This window comes from Lentzea sp. NPDC051208 (genome assembly GCF_040682435.1).
Lineage (GTDB): Bacteria > Actinomycetota > Actinomycetes > Mycobacteriales > Pseudonocardiaceae > Lentzea > Lentzea kristufekii.
The window spans coordinates 158,246-182,409 of record NZ_JBFBAW010000001.1 but is presented as its reverse complement, the minus strand read 5'-3'; the positions used below and the strand labels follow the sequence as shown (position 1 = coordinate 182,409).

24 protein-coding genes are annotated in these 24,164 nt (G+C 69.4%); 12 read left to right on the top strand and 12 right to left on the bottom strand.

Annotated elements, in window-relative coordinates; translation table 11 throughout:
• Nucleotides 1-6 precede the first annotated feature (6 nt).
• Nucleotides 7-1,137: an acetyl-CoA C-acetyltransferase gene (locus AB0M48_RS00600; protein WP_363834825.1), complete on the top strand. Its 1,131-nt coding sequence runs from the start codon at nt 7-9 to the stop codon at nt 1,135-1,137.
• Here the strand turns inward: AB0M48_RS00600 and AB0M48_RS00595 are convergent.
• The 4 genes from AB0M48_RS00595 to AB0M48_RS00580 are packed head-to-tail and all read right to left on the bottom strand — an operon-like array spanning nt 1,121 to nt 4,416.
• The gene (locus AB0M48_RS00595) at nt 1,121-2,170 is read right to left on the bottom strand and encodes a nitronate monooxygenase (protein WP_363834822.1); all 1,050 of its coding nucleotides are present in this window, start codon (nt 2,168-2,170) and stop codon (nt 1,121-1,123) included. The genes AB0M48_RS00600 and AB0M48_RS00595 overlap by 17 nt on opposite strands.
• Nucleotides 2,167-2,880 carry a CoA-transferase gene (locus AB0M48_RS00590; RefSeq protein ID WP_363834818.1) on the bottom strand — a complete coding sequence of 238 codons (714 nt, stop codon included), beginning with the start codon at nt 2,878-2,880 and terminating at the stop codon, nt 2,167-2,169. The genes AB0M48_RS00595 and AB0M48_RS00590 overlap by 4 nt, the downstream gene beginning before the upstream one ends.
• Nucleotides 2,877-3,674, bottom strand: a complete 798-nt coding sequence (locus AB0M48_RS00585; protein WP_363834815.1) for a CoA-transferase — start codon at nt 3,672-3,674, stop codon at nt 2,877-2,879. The genes AB0M48_RS00590 and AB0M48_RS00585 overlap by 4 nt, the downstream gene beginning before the upstream one ends.
• A complete protein-coding gene (locus AB0M48_RS00580) occupies nt 3,649-4,416 on the bottom strand; it encodes an enoyl-CoA hydratase family protein (RefSeq protein WP_363834812.1) in 768 nt (255 codons plus the stop codon). The genes AB0M48_RS00585 and AB0M48_RS00580 overlap by 26 nt, the downstream gene beginning before the upstream one ends.
• A 63-nt stretch (nt 4,417-4,479) precedes the next feature.
• Here AB0M48_RS00580 and AB0M48_RS00575 point away from each other — a divergent pair, with 63 nt between their 5' ends.
• The 3 genes from AB0M48_RS00575 to AB0M48_RS00565 are packed head-to-tail and all read left to right on the top strand — an operon-like array spanning nt 4,480 to nt 7,047.
• A complete protein-coding gene (locus AB0M48_RS00575; RefSeq protein WP_363834809.1) occupies nt 4,480-5,241 on the top strand; it encodes an SDR family oxidoreductase in 762 nt (253 codons plus the stop codon).
• Nucleotides 5,238-6,092: an SDR family oxidoreductase gene (locus tag AB0M48_RS00570; RefSeq protein ID WP_363834807.1), complete on the top strand. Its 855-nt coding sequence runs from the start codon at nt 5,238-5,240 to the stop codon at nt 6,090-6,092. Before AB0M48_RS00575 ends, AB0M48_RS00570 begins: the two co-directional genes overlap by 4 nt.
• Before the next feature lie 10 nt (nt 6,093-6,102).
• Entirely contained in the window at nt 6,103-7,047 is a 945-nt protein-coding gene (locus AB0M48_RS00565) for a hypothetical protein (RefSeq protein WP_363834804.1), read from the top strand.
• On the opposite strand, the gene AB0M48_RS00560 is transcribed toward AB0M48_RS00565, so the two are convergent.
• Complete coding sequence (locus tag AB0M48_RS00560; RefSeq protein WP_363834801.1) at nt 7,031-8,158, bottom strand: steroid 3-ketoacyl-CoA thiolase; 1,128 nt, start codon at nt 8,156-8,158, stop codon at nt 7,031-7,033. The two genes, AB0M48_RS00565 and AB0M48_RS00560, sit on opposite strands and share 17 nt — an antisense overlap.
• A gap of 127 nt (nt 8,159-8,285) precedes the next feature.
• Here AB0M48_RS00560 and AB0M48_RS00555 point away from each other — a divergent pair, with 127 nt between their 5' ends.
• On the top strand, nt 8,286-9,512 hold the full coding sequence (locus AB0M48_RS00555) for a cytochrome P450 (RefSeq protein ID WP_363834797.1): 1,227 nt from the start codon (nt 8,286-8,288) through the stop codon (nt 9,510-9,512).
• Nucleotides 9,513-9,566: 54 nt separating this feature from the next.
• Here AB0M48_RS00555 and AB0M48_RS00550 read toward each other — a convergent pair whose 3' ends face one another.
• Genes AB0M48_RS00550 through AB0M48_RS00530 form a run of 5 tightly spaced genes read right to left on the bottom strand, consistent with a single transcriptional unit; the run spans nt 9,567 to nt 14,010 of the window.
• Nucleotides 9,567-10,007 (bottom strand): nuclear transport factor 2 family protein, encoded by a 441-nt coding sequence (locus tag AB0M48_RS00550; protein WP_363834795.1) that lies wholly within the window; start codon nt 10,005-10,007, stop codon nt 9,567-9,569.
• Entirely contained in the window at nt 10,004-10,864 is an 861-nt protein-coding gene (locus tag AB0M48_RS00545) for a TIGR03619 family F420-dependent LLM class oxidoreductase (RefSeq protein WP_363834792.1), read from the bottom strand. The genes AB0M48_RS00550 and AB0M48_RS00545 overlap by 4 nt, the downstream gene beginning before the upstream one ends.
• Nucleotides 10,861-12,003, bottom strand: coding sequence for a thiolase domain-containing protein (locus AB0M48_RS00540; protein WP_363834789.1), 1,143 nt, complete (start codon nt 12,001-12,003; stop codon nt 10,861-10,863). Before AB0M48_RS00540 ends, AB0M48_RS00545 begins: the two co-directional genes overlap by 4 nt.
• The gene (locus tag AB0M48_RS00535; RefSeq protein ID WP_363834786.1) at nt 12,003-13,058 is read right to left on the bottom strand and encodes a thiolase domain-containing protein; all 1,056 of its coding nucleotides are present in this window, start codon (nt 13,056-13,058) and stop codon (nt 12,003-12,005) included. Before AB0M48_RS00535 ends, AB0M48_RS00540 begins: the two co-directional genes overlap by 1 nt.
• A gap of 7 nt (nt 13,059-13,065) precedes the next feature.
• Entirely contained in the window at nt 13,066-14,010 is a 945-nt protein-coding gene (locus tag AB0M48_RS00530; protein ID WP_363834783.1) for an OB-fold domain-containing protein, read from the bottom strand.
• A gap of 45 nt (nt 14,011-14,055) precedes the next feature.
• Between AB0M48_RS00530 and AB0M48_RS00525 the strand changes: the two genes are divergently transcribed.
• The 5 genes from AB0M48_RS00525 to AB0M48_RS00505 all read left to right on the top strand — a co-directional run bounded on the left by AB0M48_RS00525 (nt 14,056) and on the right by AB0M48_RS00505 (nt 19,742).
• On the top strand, nt 14,056-15,099 hold the full coding sequence (locus tag AB0M48_RS00525) for an LLM class F420-dependent oxidoreductase (protein ID WP_363834780.1): 1,044 nt from the start codon (nt 14,056-14,058) through the stop codon (nt 15,097-15,099).
• Nucleotides 15,100-15,124: 25 nt separating this feature from the next.
• Nucleotides 15,125-16,639: an acyl-CoA synthetase gene (locus AB0M48_RS00520; RefSeq protein WP_363834777.1), complete on the top strand. Its 1,515-nt coding sequence runs from the start codon at nt 15,125-15,127 to the stop codon at nt 16,637-16,639.
• Nucleotides 16,632-17,087 (top strand): pyridoxamine 5'-phosphate oxidase family protein, encoded by a 456-nt coding sequence (locus AB0M48_RS00515; protein ID WP_363834772.1) that lies wholly within the window; start codon nt 16,632-16,634, stop codon nt 17,085-17,087. The genes AB0M48_RS00520 and AB0M48_RS00515 overlap by 8 nt, the downstream gene beginning before the upstream one ends.
• Nucleotides 17,084-18,790 carry a 3-oxosteroid 1-dehydrogenase gene (gene kstD, locus AB0M48_RS00510; protein WP_363834767.1) on the top strand — a complete coding sequence of 569 codons (1,707 nt, stop codon included), beginning with the start codon at nt 17,084-17,086 and terminating at the stop codon, nt 18,788-18,790. The genes AB0M48_RS00515 and kstD overlap by 4 nt, the downstream gene beginning before the upstream one ends.
• 94 nt (nt 18,791-18,884) lie before the next feature.
• Nucleotides 18,885-19,742 (top strand): PIG-L family deacetylase, encoded by an 858-nt coding sequence (locus tag AB0M48_RS00505; protein ID WP_363834764.1) that lies wholly within the window; start codon nt 18,885-18,887, stop codon nt 19,740-19,742.
• Here the strand turns inward: AB0M48_RS00505 and AB0M48_RS00500 are convergent.
• Nucleotides 19,739-20,530, bottom strand: coding sequence for a crotonase/enoyl-CoA hydratase family protein (locus AB0M48_RS00500; protein WP_363834760.1), 792 nt, complete (start codon nt 20,528-20,530; stop codon nt 19,739-19,741). The two genes, AB0M48_RS00505 and AB0M48_RS00500, sit on opposite strands and share 4 nt — an antisense overlap.
• Before the next feature lie 74 nt (nt 20,531-20,604).
• Between AB0M48_RS00500 and AB0M48_RS00495 the strand changes: the two genes are divergently transcribed.
• Together AB0M48_RS00495 and AB0M48_RS00490 are read left to right on the top strand one after the other, a co-directional pair.
• Complete coding sequence (locus AB0M48_RS00495) at nt 20,605-22,191, top strand: acyl-CoA synthetase (protein ID WP_363834755.1); 1,587 nt, start codon at nt 20,605-20,607, stop codon at nt 22,189-22,191.
• Nucleotides 22,172-23,260, top strand: coding sequence for a nitronate monooxygenase family protein (locus tag AB0M48_RS00490; RefSeq protein ID WP_363834752.1), 1,089 nt, complete (start codon nt 22,172-22,174; stop codon nt 23,258-23,260). The genes AB0M48_RS00495 and AB0M48_RS00490 overlap by 20 nt, the downstream gene beginning before the upstream one ends.
• Here AB0M48_RS00490 and AB0M48_RS00485 read toward each other — a convergent pair.
• Entirely contained in the window at nt 23,244-24,158 is a 915-nt protein-coding gene (locus AB0M48_RS00485) for an acyl-CoA dehydrogenase family protein (RefSeq protein WP_363834749.1), read from the bottom strand. The two genes, AB0M48_RS00490 and AB0M48_RS00485, sit on opposite strands and share 17 nt — an antisense overlap.
• Between the last annotated feature and the right edge of the window lie 6 nt (nt 24,159-24,164).

The window sequence follows — 24,164 nt, the reverse complement described above, 5'->3', positions numbered from 1 at the left end:
GCCCTCGTGGCCGAGGCGTACATCATCGAGGCTGTGCGGACCCCGGCGGGCAGGCGTGGTGGCGAGCTGAGCCACGTGCACCCCGCCGATCTCGGCGCGCACGTGATCACGGCGCTGCTCAACCGCGTCGACGTCGACCCGACGGACGTGGAAGACGTGATCTTCGGCTGCGTGGACACGGTCGGCCCGCAGGCCGGCGACATCGCGCGGACGTCCTGGCTGGCGGCGGGTTTCCCGGAGCAGGTGCCGGGCGTGACGGTCGACCGGCAGTGCGGGTCGAGCCAGCAGGCGCTGCACTTCGCCGCGCAGGCGGTGATGAGCGGCACGGCCGACGTCGTGGTCGCCGGTGGCGTGCAGAACATGTCGCAGGTGCCGATCGGGTCGGCCATGACGGTCAGCCCGTTCGAGGGGTGTGAGGGCTGGCGGCACCGGTACGGCGACGAGGAGGTCAACCAGTTCCGGGCGGCCGACCTGATCGCCGTGCGGTGGGACCTGTCGCGGCGCGAGATGGAGGAGTTCGCGCTGCAGAGCCATCTGCGGGCGATCACCGCGATCAAGGAGGGCCGGTTCGACCGGGAGATCGCGCCGGTCAACGGCGTCGCGGCCGACGAGTGCCCGCGTCCGGACACCAGTGCGGAGAAGATGGCGAAGCTGCAGCCGTTGCGGCCGGGCGGGCGCACGACGGCGGCGTTGTCGTCGCAGATCTCCGACGGTGCGTCGGCGGTGCTGGTCGTGTCGGAACAGGCCGTGCGCGACCACAAGCTGACGCCACGGGCGCGAGTGCACCACATGTCGGCCCGCGGATCCGACCCGATCTACATGCTGACCGCGCCGATCCGGGCCACCCGGTACGCGCTGGACCGCGCCGGCATGTCCCTCGCGGACATCGACCTGTTCGAGATCAACGAGGCGTTCGCGTCGGTGGCGCTGGCCTGGGCCAAGGAGCTCAAGATCGACCTGGGACGGGTGAACGTCAACGGGGGAGCGCTCGCGCTGGGGCACCCGATCGGCGCGACCGGCACCAAGCTGTTCACGACGTTGCTGCACGAGCTGGAGCGGACGGGCGGCCGGTTCGGGCTGCAGACGATGTGCGAGGGCGGTGGTCAGGCGAACGTGACGATCATCGAACGGCTCTGAGCCGGTCGATCGCCGCCTCGGCGTCGGCGACGATGCCCTCGATCAGGTCCGCGCACGTCGGCAGGTCGCCCAGCAGGCCGGCGACCTGACCGGACGCGAGCACGCCCGCGTCGGTCCTGCCCTCGACCAGGCCGGCGCGCAGCAGCATCGGCGTGTTCGCGGCCATGATCACCTGCGACCACGTGAGGTCCTTGCCGTGCTTCATGGCCAGTCCCTCGCGGATCATCGCGCGCCAGCCCAGTCCGGTGTGCCGCCGGAACCGGGCCGCGTTGGTCACGGCCCTCGCCAGGCTGCTGACCCGGCCGGACTTCTCGAGGTGCTCGACCAGGTCCGACCGCAGGACCCGGTGCGGCAGGCCGTCCACGCGCGTGGTCACGACCGTGCCGTTCAGATCTCGTTGCAGGTACGCGTGTTTCACCGCGTCCGGGACCGTGCTCTCCTGGGTGAGCAGGAACCTCGTGCCCATCGCGATGCCGGCCGCGCCGTAGGCGAGCGCGGCGGCCAGCCCTCGGCCGTCGAAGAAGCCACCGGCCGCGATCACGGGGATGTCGACGGCGTCCAGCACGCTCGGGAGCAGCAACGTCGTGGCGACGCCACCGGTGTGGCCACCGCCCTCGCCGCCCTGCACGATCACGGCGTGGGCGCCCCACTTCGCGACCTTCTCGGCGTGCCGGGCCGCACCGATCGACGGGATCACGACGACCCCGGCGTCGTTCAGCTTCGCGATCATGTCCGGTTTCGGGGCCAGCGCGAAGGAAGCTACCTTCACGCGTTCGCGGATCAGCAGGTCTATCCGCTCCGGGGCGTCGTGCGCGTCCGCTCGCAGGTTCACGCCGAACGGTTCGGCCGTGCGGGAGCGGGTCTCCTTGATCGCGGCTTCGAGCTCGGTGTACGTCATGGTGGCGGAGGCCAGGATGCCGAGCCCGCCCGCTTCGGCGGTCGCGGAGACCAGGCGTGGCCCCGCGACCCAGCCCATGCCGGTCTGCACCACCGGGTGCCGGACGCCGGCCAGGTCGGTGAGCGCGGTCCTCACTGCGGGACTTCCCCGTCCCGCTTGCTCTGCGGATCGAGCCTGGTCCTGATCAGCTCCAGCTCCTCGCCGGTCGGGAGCCTGGTCTCGGTGACGTCCTGGACGACGAGCGGGAACGACGTCTGCCTCTGGACCTCGTCGACCGACACGCCGGGATGCACGGAGACGACGCGCATCGAGTGGTCAGGGGTGTCGAAGTCGAGCACGGCGAGGTTCGTGACGACGCGGTGGACGTCGTGGAACGGTCCCGCCGCGCGGTCGTAGCCGACGCCGGACACCACGTCCACGGCCTCGACCAGCACCCGAGTGCTGTGCCGGGGCACCCAGTAGCTGGTGCGGTGGTTGACGGTGTTGCCGGGAGCGCCGCGGAACCCGAGCAACTGCCGGGTGGGCCGCGCGTGGTCGCCGATGGCCGAGATGTTCTGGTTGCCGAACCTGTCGACCTGGTTCGCACCCATCACGACGTGCCGGCGGCCGTGCGCGACGACGTCGAACACCTTCCGGTACGGCAGCCAGCCCTCCACAGTGGACTCGGGCGTCAGCAGGAACGCCTCGCCGTCGCTGAGCAGGAGGCCGGGCTCGGTGGTGAGGCGGGCCAGCTTGGCACCGAGGGACGGGATGAGGCCCATCGGGCTGGCGAGCGTCTCCCCGGCTCCGAGGAACAGGTCGGCGCACGCCGCGACGCAGACCTCGGCTCGCGTGATGTCGCTCATCGCAGGAACCTCTCGTAGAAGCCCGGCCACTTCTCCAGGTCGGAAGCCGCTTCCGCGTACTCGCGCTGGAGGGCCTCGTCACGGCCGTAGTCGGGCACGCAGCTGGTGAACCCCGCTCCACCCGGCGCTTCCACCACACCGTCGACCATCATCCGGTTGAGCAGCAACGTCTGCGGCGGACCGTCGAACGTCTCCACGACCTGCTCGCACGAGACGTAACGCCGGTCCGCGGCCAGGCAGAACAGGTCGTCGAAGTACGGGTCCGGCCCGAGGTACTGGGCGTTGCCGTGCTTGTCGGCGCGGTTGAGGTGGACCAGGGCGACGTCGAGCTTCAACGCCGGCATCGCCACCAACTCCTCGCCGTCGTCGTAGGGCGACCGCACGGTCTTGAGCTCCGGCGCGTACTTCAGCACGTCCGAGCCGAGGCCCGCTCTGATCGGCAGGAACGGCAACCGGTGCCCGGCGGCGCGCAGCCCGGTCTGGAACATGCCCTCGTCCAGTTCCAGGACCTCGATCGCACCGGTCTCCCGCGCCCGCTTGAACCACGGGTCGTACGGGATCGAGTCGAGCGAGACGAAGCCGTAGACCAGCTTGCGAACCTTGCCCGCCGCGCACAGCAGCCCGGCGTCCGGCCCGCCGTACGTGACGACGGTGAGGTCTTCGACGCCGGATCGCAGCAGGGCCTTGACCAGGGCCATCGGTTTGCGCCGCGAACCCCAGCCGCCGATGCCGACGGTCATCCCGTCCTTGATCTCGCCGACGACCTCGTCAGCTGTCATTCGCTTGTCGCGCATGGTCTCCGTCCAGGAAGGCCTGCCGGGCGTGGTCCGACACACCCGTGAGGTTGAGCTCGAAGGTGAAGCCCTGCTCGAAGCGGTAGCTCTGGTGCACGCGCTGCGGGTCGATGCCGTTGATGGCCTCCTTGGCCGCGCGGATCACCGACGTGTCCTTCTTCGCGATCTCCTCGGCGATCTCGCGCGCCGCGTCGTCGAGCTGTGCGCGCGGCACGATCTCGACGACGCTGCCGTGGTGGTGCAGCGTCTGCGCGCTGACGTGGCGGGCCGTGTAGTACAGCGTCCGCATCAGGTGTTGCGGCACGAGCCGGGCCAGGTGGGTCGCGGCGCCGAGCGCGCCCCGATCGACCTCGGGCAGCCCGAACGTGGCGTCGTCGGACGCCACGATGACGTCTGCGTTGCCGACCAGCCCCACGCCACCGCCGAGGCAGAACCCGTTCACCGCGGCGATCACCGGGACCTCGCAGTCGTACACGGCCGCGAAGGCCTTGGCGCATCCCCGGTTCGCCGCCACGAGCGCGTTGTAGCCCTCGGCGCGCTGGATCTCCTTGAGGTCGACGCCCGCGCAGAAGCCGCGGTTCTCGGCCCTCAGGATCACCACCCGCGCCTGCGGGTCCTCACCCGCGGACGTGATGGCCTTGGCCAGCTCGAACCAGCCCTGGGAGGGGATGGCGTTGACCGGGGGATAGTCGACGGTGACCTCGACGATGCCGTTTTCGGTGTGGCTGCTGGAGATTCCCATGGAGCCGCCTTCCGAACCAAGCGATTGCTTGGTAACTTAGCAGTGCCGGAGCGACCGGGGTAGGTGCATGTGGAACTGGACCTCGACGGAGCAGTGGTCCTCGTGACAGGCGGCGTGCGGGGTGTAGGTCTCGGCATCACCCGTGCGTTTCTCGCCGCTGGGGCCGTCGTCGTGACGTGTGCGCGGCGTCCCGCCGAGGTGGACGGTGCGTCGTTCGTGGCGTGTGACGTGCGGGATGCCGATCAGGTGGGCACCTTGGTGTCCGGGATCGCCGCCGAGCACGGCCGGCTCGACGTCGTGGTGAACAACGCCGGCGGGGCGCCGTTCGCGTTGGCGGACAAGGCCTCGCCGCGGTTCCACTCGAAGATCGTCGAGCTGAACCTGCTGGCACCGCTGCTGGTGTCCCAGGCGGCGAACGCGGTCATGCAGACCCAGGCCACCGGCGGATCGATCGTGAACGTGAGCAGCGTCAGCGGCCGGCGTCCGTCTCCAGGAACCGCCGCTTACGGCGCCGCGAAAGCCGGTCTCGACAACCTGACCTCGTCGCTGGCCGTCGAGTGGGCACCGAAGGTGCGGGTCAACGCGCTGGCCGTCGGCATGGTGCGCACGGAGCAGTCGCACCTGCACTACGGCTCCGAGGCCGGGATAGAGGCCGTGGCGAAGACCGTGCCGCTGGGGCGTCTCGCGTCACCGCACGAGGTCGGCGCGTGCGCGGTGTTCTTGGCTTCACCGCTGGCGTCCTACGTCAGCGGCGCGACCTTGGTCGTGCACGGCGGGGGAGAAGCACCCGCGTTCCTGACCGCTGCCGATGGGGGCTCTTCATGAACCGCGTTGTGATCGTGACGGGGGCCGGGCGTGGCATCGGCCGTGCCCACGCGCTGGCGTTCGGTGCCGCAGGGGCACGGGTCGTGGTGAACGACCTGTCCGCGGCGGTCGCGGGCGAGGTGGCGGAGCGGATCGGGCCGCGGGCCGTCGTCAACACCGACGACGTCGGCACCTGGGCGGGTGCGAAACGGCTGGTCGACACCGCCGTGTCGGAGTTCGGCGGACTGGACGTGCTCGTCAACAACGCCGGCATCGTGCGGGACCGCATGGTCGTCGGCTGCAGCGAGGACGAGTGGGACGAGGTCGTCCGCGTGCACCTGAAGGGCCACTTCGCGACGCTGCACCACGCCGCCGCGCATTGGCGTGCCGTGCACAAGGCCGGCGGCGCGGTGTCCGGGCGCGTGATCAACACGTCGTCCGGCGCCGGGCTGTTCGGCAGCGTCGGGCAGGCGAACTACTCGGCGGCCAAGGCGGGCATCGCGTCGATGACGCTGGTGGCGGCCGCCGAACTGGCCCGCTACGGCATCACGGTCAACGCGATCGCTCCCGCCGCCCGCACCCGGATGACCGAGGCGACGTTCGCGGACATGATGGCGGCGCCGGAGGACGGGTTCGACGCGATGGCCCCGGAGAACATCTCGCCGCTGGTCGTGTGGCTCGGCAGCGAGGAGGCCGGGGACGTGACGGGGCGGATGTTCGAGGTCGACGGCGGACGCGTCTGCGTCGTGCACGGGTGGCGGCGCGGGCCGGAGATCGACAAGGGTGAGCGGTGGTCGCCGGAGGAGTTGGGCAGCGTCGTGCGCAAGCTGGTCGCCGACGACCACCCGACCCCGGTCTACGGAGCCGAGTAGGTTCGATCATGTGACCCGTCTGGACTCCCACAGGACCGTCTCGGCCGCGTTGTCGCTGCTCAGCGACCGCGAACTCGGTGACCTGGTGAACCGCGCCGAGCCGAGAGGGACGGGAATCGGCGGGCCGACGGCGTTGGCGGACGTCGGCGGGATTCCGGTCTTCGTGAAGCGGCTGCCGCTGACCGACCTGGAGCTGCGGCACGCCGGATCGACGGCGAACCTCTACGACCTGCCCGTGCACGCCCATTACGGCGTCGGGCTGGTGGGATCGGCGGGCTTCGGTGCCTGGCGTGAGCTGGCCGTGCACACCATGACGACGGACTGGGTGCTGGCGGGCGAGCACGAGGGCTTTCCGCTGACGTACCACTGGCGGGTCCTGCCGCACCAGGGCCAGACGCTGTCCGCGGAACTGGACCAGGCGGTCGGCTACTGGGGACCGGAGGTGGGTCCCCGCATCGAGGCGCTGAAGGAGTCGACCGCGAGCATCGCGCTGTTCCTGGAGTACGTCCCGCAGAACCTGCACGACTGGCTGAACGGCCAGGACGACCTCGAAAGCGCCTGCGAGATGGTCGAACGCGAGATGGCCGCCTCGGTGGAGTTCATGAACTCCCGCGGCCTGCTGCACTTCGACGGCCACTTCCAGAACATCCTGACCGACGGCGAACGCCTGTACTTCGCCGACTACGGCCTCGCGATCTCCTCCCGGTTCGACCTGTCCGAGGAGGAGATCGCGTTCTTCGCCGAGAACCAGGACTACGACCGCTACTACACCGTCACGCACCTGGTGATGTGGTTCGCGTACCAGCTGCGCTCGCAGGGAGTTCCGCCACGGGTCGCGACGATCCTCAACCGCCACAACGACGTCGCGGCGGTGATGAAGGACTTCTACCGCCGCTTCCAGCACGAGAGCCGGCGGACCCCGTACCCGGCCGCGGACCTCAGATCCGTTCGATGATCGTGCCGGAGGCCATGGCCCCGCCCGCGCACATCGTGATCAACGCCGTCGTCGCGTCCCTGCGCTCCAGCTCGTGCAACGCGGTCGTGATCAACCGGGTGCCGGTGCTGCCCACGGGGTGACCGAGCGCGATCGCGCCACCGTTGACGTTGACCCGGTCCAGGTTCGGCCGGTGCACCGCCGCCCACGACAGCACGACGGACGCGAACGCCTCGTTGACCTCGAACAGGTCGATGTCCGCCATCTTCATCCCGCTGCGCTTCAGCAACCGCGCGGTGGCGTCGACCGGCCCGTCCAGGTGGTAGTACGGGTCCGACCCGATCAGGCACTGCGTGACGATCCGGGCGCGTGGCTTGAGCCCGTGGGCCCGGGCGAACTCCTCGTCCACGACCATCACGGCCGACGCGCCGTCCGAGATCTGCGACGACGTCCCTGCGGTGTGCACGCCGTCGGGAACAACCGGTTTGAGAGCCGCCAACGCCTCGAGCGACGTCTCCCGCAGGCCCTGGTCGGTGTCCACGAGATCTTCGCCGACCTTCACCGGCACCACTTCGGCGGTGAACCGGCCCGCCGCCCACGCCGCCCGCGCCCGGTTCTGCGACTGGACGCCGAACCGGTCGACCTCCTCGCGCCCGATGCCACGCCGTTCCGCCACCCGTTCGGCGGCGACGAACTGGTTGGGCAGGTCGATGGTCCACGAGTCGGGGCGCGGCATCCCGGTCTCGCCGATGTTGCTGCGCAACGGCACGCGGCTCATCGCCTCGACCCCGCACGCGATGCCGGCGTCGATGGCCCCCGCCGCGATCAGGCCTGCGATGAGGTGCGTGGACTGCTGGGCCGACCCGCACTGGGCGTCGACGGTGGTGCAGCCGGTGGTCTGCGGCAGGCCCGCGTGCAGCCAGGCCGTCCTGGTGATGTTGTTCGACTGCTCGCCCGCCTGGGTGACGGTGCCGCCGATGACCTGTTCGACGGTGGACGGATCGAGACCCGTCCGGTCGAGCAGTCCCCGTTGTGCCGCACCGAGGAGCTCGGCGGCGTGCAGGCCGGACAACCAGCCGTTCCGCCTGCCGATGGGCGTGCGCACCGCTCCCACGATCACCGGACTGCCCACGCGAGCCTCCTCCGCCTAAGAACTAGAACACGTTCCTGTGTTGCTCCAGATTGGCCGTGTGGGGGCTTCAACACAAGCCGCAAGCGTGTTTGAATCAGATAGAACGCGTTCCACCTAGGAGGTGCCTGTGGGCAAGCCGCGCATCCCGGAAGGCTTCGACTTCACCGACCCCGACATGTACGCGAGTCGGCTGCCGCTGGAGGAGTTCGCCGAACTGCGCCAGACCGCGCCGATCTGGTGGAACTCCAAACCGCTGGGCCAGGGCGGGTTCCCCGACGAGGGCTTCTGGGTGGTGACGAAGCACCACGACGTCAAGGAGATCTCGCGCAACAGCGAGCTGTTCTCCAGCCGCGAGAACACGGCGATCATCCGCTTCAAGGACGACATGCCGCGCGACAACATCGAGATGCAACGGCTGTTGTTGCTGAACATGGACCCGCCGACGCACACGAAGGTCCGCGGCATCATCTCCCGCGGCTTCACCCCGCGCGCGGTCAACAGCCTGCGCGAGGCCCTGGCCGCCCGCGCCGAGCGGATCGTCGCGGAGGCGCTGGACAAGGGCAGCGGCGACTTCGTGTCGGACGTCGCGTGCGAACTGCCGTTGCAGGCCATCGCGGAGCTCATCGGCATTCCGCAGGACGACCGCCGCAAGATCTTCGACTGGTCGAACCAGATGATCGCCTACGACGACCCCGAGTTCGAGATCGAACCGCTGACCGCCGCCACCGAGCTGCTCGGGTACTCGTGGACCATGGCCGAGGACCGGCGGAAGTGCCCGCGCGAGGACATCGTCACGAAGCTGGTCCAGGCGGACGTGGGCGGCGCGGGGCTCGCGTCGGAGGAGTTCGGGTTCTTCGTGCTCCTGCTCGCCGTGGCGGGGAACGAGACCACGCGCAACGCCATCACGCACGGCATGAAGGCGTTCTTCGACCACCCCGAGCAGTGGGAGCTGTACAAGGACCAGCGGCCCGCGACGACCGGCGACGAGATCGTCCGGTGGGCCACACCGGTGGTGTCCTTCCAGCGCACCGCGATGGCCGACACCGAACTGAGCGGTGTGGAGATCAAGCAGGGGCAGCGGATCGGGATGTTCTACTCGTCGGCCAACTTCGACGAGGAGGTCTTCGACAGCCCGGAGACGTTCGACATCACCCGCGACCCCAACCCGCACCTCGGCTTCGGCGGCAGCGGCGCGCACTTCTGCGTCGGCGCGAACCTGGCCCGGCTGGAGATCGACCTGATCTTCAACGCGATCGCGGACGCCATGCCGAACATCAAGCAGGTCGCGGAACCGCGGCGGCTGCGTTCGGGCTGGCTCAACGGCATCAAGGAGTTCCGCGTCCAATACGCGTAAGAGACGACTGAGGCCCCTCCACCTGCGGATGGAGGGGCCTCATGCTGTGTGGCGTCAGGCCTCGACGCGCAGGGTCGCGAGTGCTCGTTCGGTCTCCCAGAACGCCCGCACCGACTTGATCAGGCCGTCCTCGCCCACGTTGTAGACGAACACGCCCTCGGTGTCCACGCGCGCCCCACCGGGCAGGAACGCGCTGATCGTGCCCACGTTCGCGCACTCGGAGCCCGCCGCGAACGAGTCGTGCATCGCGAACTCGAAGCGCTCCACGTTGGCGATCGCGAGATCCCAGAAGGCGGCGATCGCCTCCTTGCCGTGATGGCCCTTGCCCTCGGCGTCGAACATCGACGGACCCACCGGGTCCTCGACCACGGCGTCCTCGGCGAACAGGGCCAGCCACTCGTCCTTCCGGCCGTTCGAGACGGCCTCCATGGAACGCCACGAGGCCACGCGGGCGGGGGTTTCGGTCTTGGACGCAGTCCAAGTCACAGCGGTCACGCGAACTCTCCGATCACCTCGTCGGCGAAGCGCCGAAGTCCGTCCTTCTTGGCCTGCAGGCTGCCGTCGAAGCCGACGCCGTAGAACAGCCACGGCACGACGATCGTGTCGGTCACGCCGATCTCGTCGAGCTGCTTGTAGCCGTCGAGCCCGAACCGGTCGATGCACACGGCCTGGACCTCGAAGGGCCGCTCGAAGCAGCCGAGATGGGTGAGCTGCGCGATCACCGACTTGAGCTCCTCGAACTTGATCATCGCCGACGTCCAGCCGTCACCGACACGAGCGGCCCGCTTCAGCGCGGCCGGCGAGTGACCGCCGACGTAGAACGGCACCGGCGAAGTGGGTGCCGGCGACATCTGCAGCCGGTCGAAGTCGAAGTAGTCGCCGTGGTACTCGACCATGCCGCCGCCGAGCACGAGCTTCAGCACGTCGATCATCTCGTCCACGCGCGGACCGCGGTTCTTGAACGGCACACCGCACCACTCGAACTCCTCCGGCGACCAGCCGAGGCCCACGCCGAAACCGAAGCGGTTGCCGGTCATGTGCGCGACCGACCCGACCTGGCGGGCGAGCAGGAGCGGGTTGCGGGAGCCCAGCTTCAGGACCTGCGTGTAGAAGTTGATCCTGGACGTCACCGCGCCCATCGCGGCGGCCGCGACGAACGGGTCGACCCACGGAGTCTCGGCGTTCCACATGCGGGAGCCGTCCGGGGTGTACGGGTAGTCCGCGGACACCTTCTCCGAGAAGAACAGGGAGTCCGGCAGCGCGATCGAGGCGTAGCCGCACTCCTCGGCGCACCGGGCCAACTCGGTCAGCTGGTCGAGCGGGCTCATGGCGATACCGACGGTGAACTTCAAGGCTTCTCCGATCCGACGACCCACATGGCGAAGAACTGCGAACCACCGCCGTACGCGTGGCCCAGCGCGACCCGCGCGCCGTCGACCTGGTGGTCTCCCGCGGTGCCCATGACCTGCATGGCGGCTTCGGCGAAGCGCAGCAGGCCGGAGGCGCCGATCGGGTTGGACGACAGCACACCGCCGCTCGGGTTCACCGGCAGGCGGCCGCCGATCTCGGTCTCGCCCGCCTCGGTGAGCTTCCAGCCCTGACCGATGTCGGTGAAACCGAGGTTCTCGAGCCACATCGGCTCGAACCACGAGAACGGCACGTAGATCTCGGCGGCGTCCACTTCGGACAGCGGGTCGGTGATGCCCGCCTGCTTCCACAACGCCCTGGCGGCGTCCTGACCGGCCTGCGGGTTGACCTGGTCGCGTCCGGCGAACGTCGTGGGCTCGGTGCGCAGCGCTGTCGCGCGGATCCAGGCGGCCTGTCCCGAGGTGGGTTCGGACGAGATCACGACCGCGCAGGCACCGTCCGAGGAAGGACACGTCTCGTCGTACCGGATCGGGTCCCACAGCATGGTGGAGGCCTGCACCGACTCGACGGTGATGTCCGGCTGTTTGAGGTGCGCGTACGGGTTCTTGGACCCGTTGCGCCGGTCCTTGGCCGCGACCATCGCGCCCACGTGCTCGGGGGCGCCGGCGCGGCGGATGTAGGAGCGCACGTGGGGTGCGAAGTACCCGCCCGCGCCCGCGTGCACCGGCATCGTGAACGGTGTCGGCACGGACAGCGCCCACATCGCGTTCGACTCGGACTGCTTCTCGAACGCCACGGCCAGCACGCGGTCGTGCACGCCGGACTGGACGAGTGACGCCGCCACGTTGCCCGTGCTGCCGCCGACCGAGCCGGCGGTGTGCACGCGCAGCAACGGTTTGCCGACGGCACCCAGCGCGTCCGCGAGGAACAGCTCGGGCATCATCACGCCCTCGAACAGGTCCGGTGCCTTGCCGAGGACCACGGCGTCGATGTCGGACCAGTCCACGCCCGCGTCGGCCATCGCACGGTCGATCGCCTCGCGGCACAGGCCCGCCATCGACACGTCGAGGCGCTTCGCCGCGTGGTGCGTCTGGCCGACGCCGACCACTGCTGCCGGTCGCATCACTCACGCCCTTCCATCACGCAGACGAGGTTCTGCTGGAGCAACGGCCCGCTGGTGGCATGTCCGAGGACCTTGGCCGCCGAGCCGTCGTGGATCCTGCGCGCGGCTTCGCCGATGCGCGCCAGCCCCGCGGCGAACATCGGGTTGCCCGCCAGCACCCCGCCGGACGGGTTCACGGTCACGTCGTCACCGAGACCGAGTGCTTGGCGCAGCAGGATCTCCTGGTGGGTGAACGGCGCGTGCAGCTCGGCCACCTGGACGCCGTCGGCGCCCGCCGCCTTGCCCGCGGCCACTGCGGAGGGCGAGGTCGTGAGGTCACGCGTGCCGAACGACGGCGTGTCGGTGCGGTGTTCGAAGCCGGTGATCCACGCCGGACGTGCGCACAGCTCCCGCGCTCTGTCGCCTGCCGCAAGCACGATCGTGGCCGCGCCATCGGTGATCGGCGCGCAGTCGTGGCGGCGCAACGGGTCCGCGACGTAGGGGAGGGCCAGCAGTTCGTCGGCGTCGACCTCGCCGGACAGCTGGGCGAGCGGGTTCGAGAGGGCGGCGGAACGGCTCTGCGCGGCCACGGCGGCCATCGCGCGTTCGTCCCACAGACCGTTCTCGATGCCCATGCGAGCCTGGATTCCCGCCAGTCCCAGGGAATCCGGCCACAGCGGTGTCACGAGGTACGGGTCGAGCTGCATCGCCATGACCCGGCGGAGTTGCCCGGCCGACGACTTGCCGAAGCCGTAGACCAGGGCGGTGTCGATCTCGCCGCACAGCAGCTTCACCCACGCCTCGTAGAGCGCCCACGCGGCGTCCATCTCGACGTGCGACTCGACGATCGGCGGGAAGGCCCCGATCGCGTCGACCGCCGAGACGAACGAGAACGCGCGCCCAGCCAGGTAGTCCGAGGAACCCGAGCACCAGAAACCGATGTCGGTCTTGGTGAGGCCGAGCCCGCCGAGCACCTCGTGGAAGATCGGCACCAGCATCTCGACACCGTTGGTGGTGCCGTCGGTCTCGCGCACGCAGGGCGTCTGCGCGAAGCCGACTACCGCAATGTCACGCACACGAGCCTCACAGGTGCTGGGAGTAGGAGTCGAACGGCGCGTCGGGCTCGCCGGAAGGCTTGAAGTGGTCGATGTTCTGCATCGTCGGGCCCCACTCCTCACGCGGCTTCCAGACCGCCTCGACGCGCATGCCCATCCGGACGTCTTCGGGCGCCACGCCGAGCAACAGGTGCAGGAACGGGATGTCCGCGCCGTCGAGCAGCACGTAGGCCGAGACGTAGGGCGGTGGGATGCGCTGGCCGAGGAACGGTACGTTGACCACGCAGTACGTAGTGATGGTGCCGTGGTCGGACAGTTCGATCTGGTCCGTCGTCGGCACACCGTCCACGGGGCAGGCCGGGCGCGGCGGGAAGTAGACCTTCTCGCACACCGGGCAGCGCTGGGCGATCAGCCTGCCTTCCATGAGGCCGCGCAGGAACGGGTCCTCCGTCGGCGACGCCGAGTGCGTGTAGTGCAGGTTCACCGGCGTGGTGACCATGGTGACGTCGTCGGCCTCCGCGGGCGGGTCGGCCGGTTCGCCGGAGATCTCGAAGCACTCGATGTCGGTGATCGCGCCGACGCGCTCGCCGCGCCACCTTGCGCGCACGCGTGTTCCGGTCGCCATCCGGTCCGGTGAGCCCGCGTCGACGGCGTGCAGCAGCGAGGTGTCCGCGCCGTCGAGCTGGATCAGCGCCCACGCGAACGGCCGGTCGAGCGGCTGTCCTTCGAGGGGCTCGGGAATCCACGACCACCCGCGCACGACACCGGTCGCCGCCACGTCCACGAACTCCGACAGACGTTCGGCGGTCACGGGGTCGTACTCGAGCGGCGGCACGTGCACGCGTCCGTCACTGCCGCGGATCCCGGTCACCTTGCGACGGCGGAGATCCGAGAGGAACCGGCCCAGCGTCGGGCCGAGGGAGCGCGTGTAGTCGAAGCCAACGTCGAGCGGAGCACTCAGCGGCCGAGTCACAGATCAAAGTGAAACAGGTTCTCGAAATGGTGGCAAGATGGCTGCATGAAGCTCGGTCTGCAGCTCGGGTACTGGGGCGCCGGTCCGCCTCAGAACGCCGCTGAACTCGTGGCGGCGGCGGAGGAATTCGGCTTCGACGCGGTGTTCGCCGCCGAGGCCTGGGGCTCGGACGCGTTCACTCCATTGGCGTGGTGGGGATCCGGCACTTCGCGTGTGCGGCTCGGCACGTCCGTCGTGCAGATGTCGGCGCGCACGCCGGCCGCCTGCGCGATGCACGCGCTGACCTTGGATCACCTCTCCGGTGGGCGGTTCGTGCTCGGCCTGGGCGTGTCCGGGCCGCAGGTCGTGGAGGGCTGGTACGGGCGGCCGTTCGCGAAACCCCTGGCCAGGACCAGGGAGTACGTGTCGATCCTGCGTCAGGTGATGGCCCGTGAGGCACCGGTGCGCAACGACGGCCCGCACTACCCGTTGCCCTATCAGGGACCCGGCGCGCTGGGGCTCGGCAAACCGCTCAAGCCCATCACCCACCCGCTGCGCGCTGACCTGCCCATTTGGCTCGGCGCGGAGGGGCCGAAGAACGTCGCGCTCACGTCGGAGATCGCGGACGGCTGGCTCGCCATCTACTACGCGCCACGGCTCGCCGGCATGTACGACGAGTGGCTGGACGAGGGCTTCGCGAAGTCGCGCCAGAAGGATTCTCCTCGTAGCAGGGCGAACTTCGAGGTCGCGGCGACCTGTCAGGTCGTCGTGACGGACGATCCGGCGGCGGTGCGGGCGATGCTGAAGCCGTTCGTCGCTTTGTACATCGGCGGAATGGGTGCGCCCGGCATGAACTTCCACGCGGAGGTGTTCACCCGCATGGGATACGGCGAGGTCGTCCAGGACGTCGGCAGGCTCTTCCAGGCCGGGCGCAAGGACGAGGCGGCACAGGTGGTTCCGGACGAGCTGGTGGCCGAGATCAGCATCGTCGGCAACGCCGAGCACGTGCGCGAGGAGGTCCGCCGGTGGGAGAAGGCGGGCGTCACGACACTGCTCGTCGGCTGCCGCGACGTTGCCTCGATCAAGGCCTTGTCGGAGGCTTGTCAGTAGGTGAAACGCGTTCTACTTTGAGGGTGTGGTCACAGGACTCTGGAACATCGCTGCCGATCAGCCGGACCTGACCGCGCTGGTCGATCCGAGTGGTCGCGAGATCACCTACTCCGAGCTCGCGGACACCGCGAACCGCTACGGACGCGGGTTCCGGGCCCTGGGGCTCGCACCCGGCGACAGCATCGTGCTGATGCTGCCCAACAGCGCCGACCTGGTGGCGGTGTACTTCGCCGCCTACCAGACCGGCCTCTACGTCGTGATGGCCAACTGGCACCTGACCGGGGCCGAGGTCGCGTACCTCGTGCAGGACAGCGGTGCCAAGGCCTTCGTCGCCCACGAACGGTTCGCCGAGGCGGCCGTCGAAGCCGCGGCAGGCCTTCCGTCCGAGGCGAAGTTCGCCGTCGGTGAGATCGCGGGCTTCACACCGCTGGCGATGCTCGGTGAGGGCGAGGAAGGCAGGCCCGACGGCCGCACCACGGGGTCGCCGATGCTCTACACCTCCGGCACGACCGGCCGGCCCAAGGGCGTGCGCAGGCCGCTGACCGGCGCCGACCCGGACGTCGTGCCGCCGTCCGCCGCCTGGTTCTTCGGCATCTTCGGGATCAAGCCGCACGACGGGCACGTGCACCTGTGCGGGTCGCCGCTCTACCACACGGCGGTGCTCAACTTCGTCGTCATCTCCATCCAGCTCGGCCACACCGCGGTGCTCATGGACCACTGGGCGCCGGAGGACATGCTGCGGCTGATCGAGCAGCACAAGGTCACCCACAGCCACATGGTGCCGACCCAGTTCCACCGGTTGCTGGCTCTGCCGGACGAGGTGAAAGCCAAGTACGACATGGGTTCGCTGCGCGCGATGATCCACGGTGCGGCGCCGTGCCCGCTGGAGGTCAAGCGGCGCATGCTCGACTGGTGGGGTCCGGTCGTGATCGAGTACTACGCGGCCACCGAGGGCGGCGGCACGGCGATCACCGCGCAGGAGTGGCTGCGCAAGCCGGGATCGGTCGGTCTGCCGTGGCCGACGTCCGAGATCAAGATCCTGGGCGAGGACGGCACCGAGCTTCCGGTGGGCGAGCAGGGCCTGGTCTACATGCGGATGGGCGACGCGACCTTCGAGTATCACAAGGACGCGGAGAAGACCCGGGCCGCACGCGTCGGCAAGCTGTTCACGTTGCAGGACATCGGGTATCTGGACGAGGACGGCTACCTGTTCCTGTGCGACCGCAAGAACGACATGATCATCTCCGGCGGCGTGAACATCTACCCGGCGGAGATCGAGGGTGAGCTGATCTGCCATCCCAAGGTCGCGGACGTGGCGGTGTTCGGCGTGCCGCACCCGGACTGGGGCGAGTCGATCAAGGCCGTCGTGCAGCCCGCGGACGGCGTCGAGGCCTCCGAGGCCCTGACCGAGGAGCTGCTGGAGTTCGCGCGCACCCGTCTCGCGAAGTTCAAGCTGCCGCGGACGGTCGAGTACATGGCCGAGCTGCCGCGCGATCCGAACGGCAAGCTCTACAAGCGAAAGCTGCGCGACCTTGCGTGACCTCATCAGGATGACGCCGGATGAGGTCGAGACCTTTCTCCAGGGCCAGAAGACGTTGATCGTCGCCACCATCGGCCGCACCGGCCTGCCGCACCTCGCACCGATGTGGTTCGCGTGGGTGGACGGCGAGCTCGTGTTCTGCACGGACCGCAAGTCGCAGAAGATCGTGAACCTGCGGCGGGATCCGCGCTGCAGCGTGCTGGCCGAGGCGGGGGAGACCTACGACCAGCTGCGCGGCGTGCACATGGAGGGCGTCACCGAGTTCACGCCGGACCTCGGCCGGGTGGTGGACGCCGTCGTGGCACGCAACTTCGGCGAGGTCGGCGCCGACCCCGAAGCGCGCGAAGCGTTGCGGAAGGCGATGTCGCGACGCGTCGCCGTGATCTTCCGCCCGACCAAGACCGCCAGCTGGGACCACCGGAAGACGATGTCTGGAGTGAACCCGTGAACCTGAACCGCCGTCAGGTGCTCGCCGGAGCCGGTCTCGCGCTGGCCTCCGGACTGGTCAGACCCGCCACCGCCTCCGCCGATCTCGGCGAGTTCGACGTCGTGGTGGTCGGCGCGGGAGCGGCCGGCATGACCGCCGCGCTGACCGCCGCCAAACGTGGCCTGAGCTGCGTGGTCGTGGAGAAAGCGCCGACCTACGGCGGCTCGGCCGCTCGCTCCGGCGCGGGCATCTGGATCCCCAACAACGAGGTGATCCTGGCGGCCGGTGTGCCGGACACGCCCGCGAAGGCCGCGCAGTACATGGCGGCGGTCGTCGGGGACATCCCGCTCGTGCGGCAGCAGGCCTACCTGGCGTACGGGCCGCAGATGATCTCGTTCGTCATGCGCAACAGCCCGCTGCGCTTCCGGCACATGGACGGCTACAGCGACTACTACCCGGAGTACCCCGGCGGCATCGCGAAGGGCCGTTCGATCGAGCCGGAGATGCTCGACGGCCGCGTCCTCGGCGCCGAACTGGCAAATCTGAACGCCCCCTACCTGGCCACGCCGGCCGGGATGGTCATCTACGGCGCGGACTACAAGTGGCTCGCGCTGGCCTTGGTCAACGCGAAGGGCGCGGCGACCGCGGCCGCCGCCCTCGCGCGCGGCACCGCGGCCGCCCTGGCCGGGCAGAAGCCGCTGACCATGGGCCAGGCGCTGGCCGGTGGCCTTCGCGCGGGTCTGTTGCAGTCGAACGTCCCGGTCTGGCTGAACACCGGTCTGACAGACCTGATCGTGGAGAACGGCGCCGTCAGGGGAGTGCTGACCTCGCGCGGAGCCGTGCGCGCGCGGCGTGGCGTGATCATGGGTTCGGGGGGCTTCGAACACAACGCGGCCATGCGCGCCCAGTACCAGCGCCAGCCCATCGGTACACAGTGGACGGTCGGCGCGAAGGAGAACACCGGCGACGGCCACCGCGCGGGCCAGCGGGCCGGTGCGGCCCTCGACCTGATGGACGACGCCTGGTGGGGTCCCGCGATCCCGGTGCCCGGCACCCCGTACTTCTGCCTGGCCGAACGGACCCTGCCCGGCGGCCTGATGATCAACGCGGCCGGCCGCCGGTTCGTCAACGAGGCCGCGCCCTACAGCGACGTCGTGCACGTCATGTACGACAAGAACCCGGCCGACCCGTGCATCCCGGCCTGGCTCGTCGTCGACCAGAACTACCGCAACAGGTACCTCTTCGCCGACGTGGCACCGACCCTGCCGCTGCCGGACGGCTGGTACCAGTCCGGCGCCGTGGTGAAGAACTGGTCGCTCGACGGCCTGGCCTCGGCCATCGGCGTCCCCGGCGCGAACCTGAAGTCGACCGTCAGCCGGTTCAACAACCAGGCCCTGACCGGCCGGGACCCCGACTTCAAGCGCGGCGACAGCGCCTACGACCACTACTACACGGACCCGGCGGTGTTCCCGAACTCGTGCCTCGCACCGCTGTGGGCGCCGCCGTTCTACGCCTTCAAGATCGTGCCCGGTGACCTCGGCACCAAGGGCGGTCTCGTGACGGACGCGCGTGCCCGTGTGCTGCGGCCGGACGGTTCGGTGATTCCCGGTCTGTACGCGGCGGGCAACGTCAGCTCGGCCGTGATGGGGCGGAGTTACGCCGGGGCGGGGTCGACGATCGGGCCCGCCATGACGTTCGGATACATCGCGGCCAACGACGTCTAGGACGGTAGTCTCCCCCCAACGACTTCTACCTGGGGGAAAGTCAATGCGCAGATCTGCGCTGTCCTTGTTGACCTCGTTTGTGCTCGTTGCCGCAATGCTGACCCACGCGCAGGCGATGACCAGGACGACCGTCTCGTTCGTCGCGCATCAGGACGACGACCTGCTGTTCATGAATCCCGACATCGCCTCGGACGTCGAGGCCGGGTACAACGTCTGGGTGGTCTACTTGACCGCCGGAGAAGTGCACACGCGGCCCGCGTTCCCCTACGCGAACCAGCGGATCGAAGGTGAGCGGGCCGCCTACGCCGAGACGGCAGGCGTCGCCGACAACTGGACCTACGAAGAGATGTGGTTCAACGGCCATCCCGTGGCGACGAACCGGCTGAACGGCACCAACGTGCGGCTGGTCTTCATGTACATCCACGGTGCGTCTGGTGGCTGCCCGGACAGTCCCGATCCGTCCGGCGATCCTTATGGCGACCTGTACAAGATGCTGACCGACAGTCCGTACGTCGCCCGCCCGATCGACGGGCGTCCGGCCTACAACCGGTTCAGCTTCATCGGCACGCTGCACGCGATCATCGGCCACGCGAACCCGGACTACATCCGTTCCGGCAGCACGATCGGCCACCGGGACACGCCCCGCCGCGATCACGTCGACCACGTGTCCGCCGCCATCCTCGTAGCCGAGGCGAACCTCGTGGACGGCACGCGGAACACCTGGAAGCGGCGCGACGAGTACACGGCCTACAACAGCTCGAGCTACCCGGAGAACGTCTTCGGCTACTGGCGGCAGCGCAAGGCCGAGATCTGGGACCAGTACTGGCCGCACGATCCCGAACTCGGCCGGGACACCCACCTGTACGCGCTCAGCCGCCAGATCCGGCCGGAGGGCAGGATCTTCTACCCCGGCACGGTGTGGGTGCCGCCGGGTGACTTCGTCACCTGCTAGCGGCCCTTGAACTCCGGCTTGCGCTTCTCCGCGAAGGCGCGAGGGCCTTCCTTCGCGTCCTCGCTGGAGAACACCTCCATGCCGAGCCGAGCGTCCACTGTGAACGCCTCGTTCTCGTGCATGACCTCGGTCTCCCGCATGGTCTGCAGGATCTTCCGCACGGCGATGGGCCCGTTGGCCGTGATCAGCGCGGCCAGTTCCATGGCCTTGTCCAAGGCCTGACCGTCCGGCACCACGTGCCCGATGAGCCCGATCTCCTTGGCCTCGGCCGCCCGGATGTGCCGTCCGGTCAACAGAAGGTCGGCCGCGACCGTGTAGGGGATCTGGCGTGGCAACCGGACCGCCGAGCCGCCCAGGGGGAACAGGCCCCAGCGCGCCTCCGAGACGCCGAACCGCGCGCTCTCGCCGGCCACCCGGATGTCGGTCGCCTGCAGGATCTCCGTGCCGCCGGCGACCGCGGGACCTTCCACCGCGGCGATCAGCGGTTTCGTCAATCGACGTCCTTTGAGCAGTGGCTCGATGACGGAGAAGTCGAACTTGCCGGCGTTCTCGCTGGGGTGGTTGGACGTCATCGCCTTGAGGTCCGCGCCCGCGCAGAACGAGCCGCCCGCGCCGGTCAGGATGCAGACGCGGACGTCCGGATCGGAGTCCACCCTGTCCCACGCCTCCTTCATGATGGCCAGCATGGGGCCGGACAGGGCGTTGCGGACCTCCGGGCGGTTCATCGTGACGACCAGGACGTTGCCGGCCAGCTCCACCACCGCATGGGGTTCTGTCGTGGTCGTCATTCACGGGCCTCCTGGATCGAGTCTGACCGCACGGGGGATTGTCCAGAACAGTAACACGTTCTACTTTGCGTACCATGGCCCTCAACGTCGCAGACCTCGTTGAACACGCCGCCGACACCGTGCCCGACAGGACCGCGCTCGTGTGCGGGTCCCAGCGGGTCACCTACGCCGAGCTGGAGTCGCGAGCCAACAAACTGGCTCACCACCTGGCAAAGAACGGCGTGACGCAGGGTGCGCACGTGGGGCTCTACGCGCGCAACTCGATCGAACTCGTCGAAGCCATGCTCGCGGTCTACAAGCTGCGGGCCGTGGCGATCAACGTGAACTACCGCTACACCAAGAACGAGTTGCAATACTTGTTCGGTGAAGCGGATCTGACCGCTCTCGTACACGAACGGCGGTACTCGCCGTTGGTCGCGGAGGTCGGCGCGCCCGGCCACACGGTCGTGATCGACGACGAGTCGGACGAGGAGTTCGCCGGCGCCGACTACGAAACGGCACTCGCCGAGGAGTCCGGCGAGCGGGACTTCGGGCCGCGCAGCCCTGACGACCTCTACATCCTGTTCACCGGCGGCACGACCGGCATGCCCAAGGGCGTGATGTGGCGCCACGAGGACGTGTGGCGCACGCTCGGCGGCGGCATCGACTTCGTCACCGGCGAACGGCTGACGGACGAGTGGCAGCAGGCCAAGGCGGGCAAGGACTACGGGCTCATCCGGCTGTGCCTGCCGCCGCTGATCCACGGCGCGGCGCAGTGGGCCGTGCTGGGCGCGTTGTTCAGCTGCAGCACGGTGGTGCTGGTGCCCAAGTTCGACCCGGCCGAGATCTGGCGGGTGATCGAAAGGGAAAAGGTCCAGGTCGCCGTCATCACCGGCGACGCCATGGGCCGGCCGCTGATCGAGGAGTTCCAGCGCGGCACGTACGACGGCTCGTCGCTGTACATCCTCAACAGCAGCGCCGCGTTGTTCTCCTACACCGTCAAGAAGCAGTACCACGAGCACCTGCCGCACACGACGCTGCTGGAGTCGATCGGGTCGAGCGAGACCGGGTCCACCGGCATCGGCGCGGTGCCCAAGGAGATCGTGAAGACCGACGGCACCAAGGTGAAGCTCAACGAGGACACCATCGTCATCGACGAGGACGGCAACAAGCTGGAGCCGAAGCCCGGTGCCATCGGCAAGCTGGCGCGCGGCGGCCACATCCCGCTCGGCTACTACAAGGACCCCGAGAAGACCGCGCGGATGTTCGTCGAGGTCGACGGCAAGCGGTTCACCGTGCCCGGCGACTTCGCCCGGTTCGAGGAGGACGGCGACGTCACGTTGCTGGGGCGCGGCAACACCTGCGTCAACACCGGCGGCGAGAAGGTGTTCCCCGAGGAGGTCGAGGGGGTGCTGAAGTCGCACCCGGACGTGTTCGACGCGCTCGTGATCGGCATCCCGGACGACCTGCTCGGCCAGCGCGTCGGCGCGATCGTCCAGCCGCGCGACGGCGCGAAACCGACACTGTCCGAACTGGACGCCCACGTCCGCGAGACCCTCGCGGGCTACAAGGTGCCGCGGTCGCTGTGGCTCGTCGCCGAGATCGGCCGCACCCCCAGCGGCAAACCCGACTACCAGTGGGCGAAGCGCCACGTGGAGGATCATGCGCACCAGCCTGTGTGACGAACTGGGCATCGAACATCCGGTCTTCGGCTTCACACCGTCCGAGCACGTGGCGGCGGCGATCAGCCGGGCGGGCGGGCTCGGTGTCCTCGGGTGCGTGCGGTTCAACGACGCGGAGGACCTCGACCGCGCGTTGACGTGGATGGACGAGAACACCGACGGCAAGCCGTACGGCGTCGACATCGTCATGCCCGCCACCGTGCCGAAGGAAGGCACGCAGATCGACCTGGCCAGTCTCATCCCGCAGAGCCACAAGGAGTTCGTGCAACAGACGTTGCTGAAGCTCGGCGTGCCACCGCTGCCCGACGGCGAGGGCGGCGAGGGCGTGCTCGGCTGGCTGCACTCGGTCGCGCGGTCGCACGTCGACGTGGCCCTGGCACACCCGATCCGGCTCATCGCGAACGCCCTCGGCTCACCGCCCACCGACGTCATCGAGCAGGTGCACGCGGCCGGTGTCCCGGTGGCCGCGCTGGCGGGCAAGGCCGAGCACGCCCGGCGGCACGTCGCCAACGGCGTCGACATCGTGGTGGCCCAGGGTTACGAGGCCGGCGGGCACACCGGCGAGGTCGCGACGATGGTGCTGGTGCCGGAGATCGTCGACGCCGTGGACGTCCCGGTGCTCGCCGCCGGTGGCATCGGGTCGGGACGGCAGGCCGCCGCCGCGATGGCGCTCGGTGCGTCCGGCGTGTGGATGGGCTCGTACTGGCTGACCACCGCCGAGTACACGCTGGGGAACTCCAGCACGCAGCAGGCGTTGCTCGCCGCCGGTTCCAGCGACACCGTCCGCACCCGCATCTACACCGGCAAGCCGGCGCGGTTGCTGAAGACGCGGTGGACCGAGGCGTGGACGTCCGCGGAGGCACCGGATCCGTTGCCGATGCCGTTGCAGAACATCCTGGTCAGCGAGGCGCACCTGCGGATCGCCCGGTCCGACGACCCGTCCGTGGTCTCGATGCCGGTCGGTCAGGTCGTCGGGCGGATGAACGAGGTCCGCCCGGTCGCGGAGGTCCTCGCGGACCTGCTGGCGGAGTTCGACGCGACGGTCGAACGCCTCACCAAGCTGCGCTGAGCTTCAGGAGCTGGGCGGTCGCCCCGCCCAGCTCGAACTCGTTGCGCTTCGCCGCGGTGAAGTAGCGGTGCACGTCGTGGCTCATGTCGATCCCGGTACCGCCGTGGACGTGCACGGCGGTGTGCGCCACGCGGTGCCCGGCGTCGGCGGCCCAGAACTTCGCCGTCGCCACCTCTTCCACCGCGTCCAGGCCCTCGGAGAGCCGCCAGGCGGCCTGCCAGAGCGTCAGGCGGATCGCCGCGACGTCGATGTACGCATCAGCGAGCCGTTGCGCCACGGCCTGGAAGCTGCCGATGGGCCGGTCGAACTGCACGCGCGTCCGCGCGTACTCGGCCGTCAGTTCCAAAGCGCGTTCGGTGACGCCGAGTTGCAGAGCGCACAACCCCAGCGTGTACCGCGTGATCAACCAGTCGGGGGACAGGCCGGGCACCACCTCGCCGGTGCCGGAGAACGCGAAGCACCCCGCGTCCGAGCAGTCGACCAGCTCCTGCGGGGTGATCTCCAGCCCCTCCGCCTCGACGAGGAACACCTGCTCCTCGTGCGCCACCAGGAACGCGGCCGCCTCCGAAGCGAACGGCACCGTCGTCTTCACACCGCCGGCCTCCGCCAGCGCCACGGACAGCACGGTTCCCGGCGTCAGCCATCGATCGCGCTGGTCCGGGGTGCCGAACTCGGCGAGCGCCGAGGCCGCGACCGTCGTGGGCAGGTACGGCGCGGGAGAGACCGCGCGGCCCAGCTCGACCAGCACCGAGCACTGTTCCAGCACCCCGAACTCGTCGGGCTGCTCCGGCACGACGCCCGACTTGACCAGGTCGAGCCAGGGCGTGTCGGACGAGTCGAGGATCTTGCGGGTCAGCGCGGCCAGCTCGCGCTGGGCCTCGGTGAGTGTGAAGTCCACGGAGTC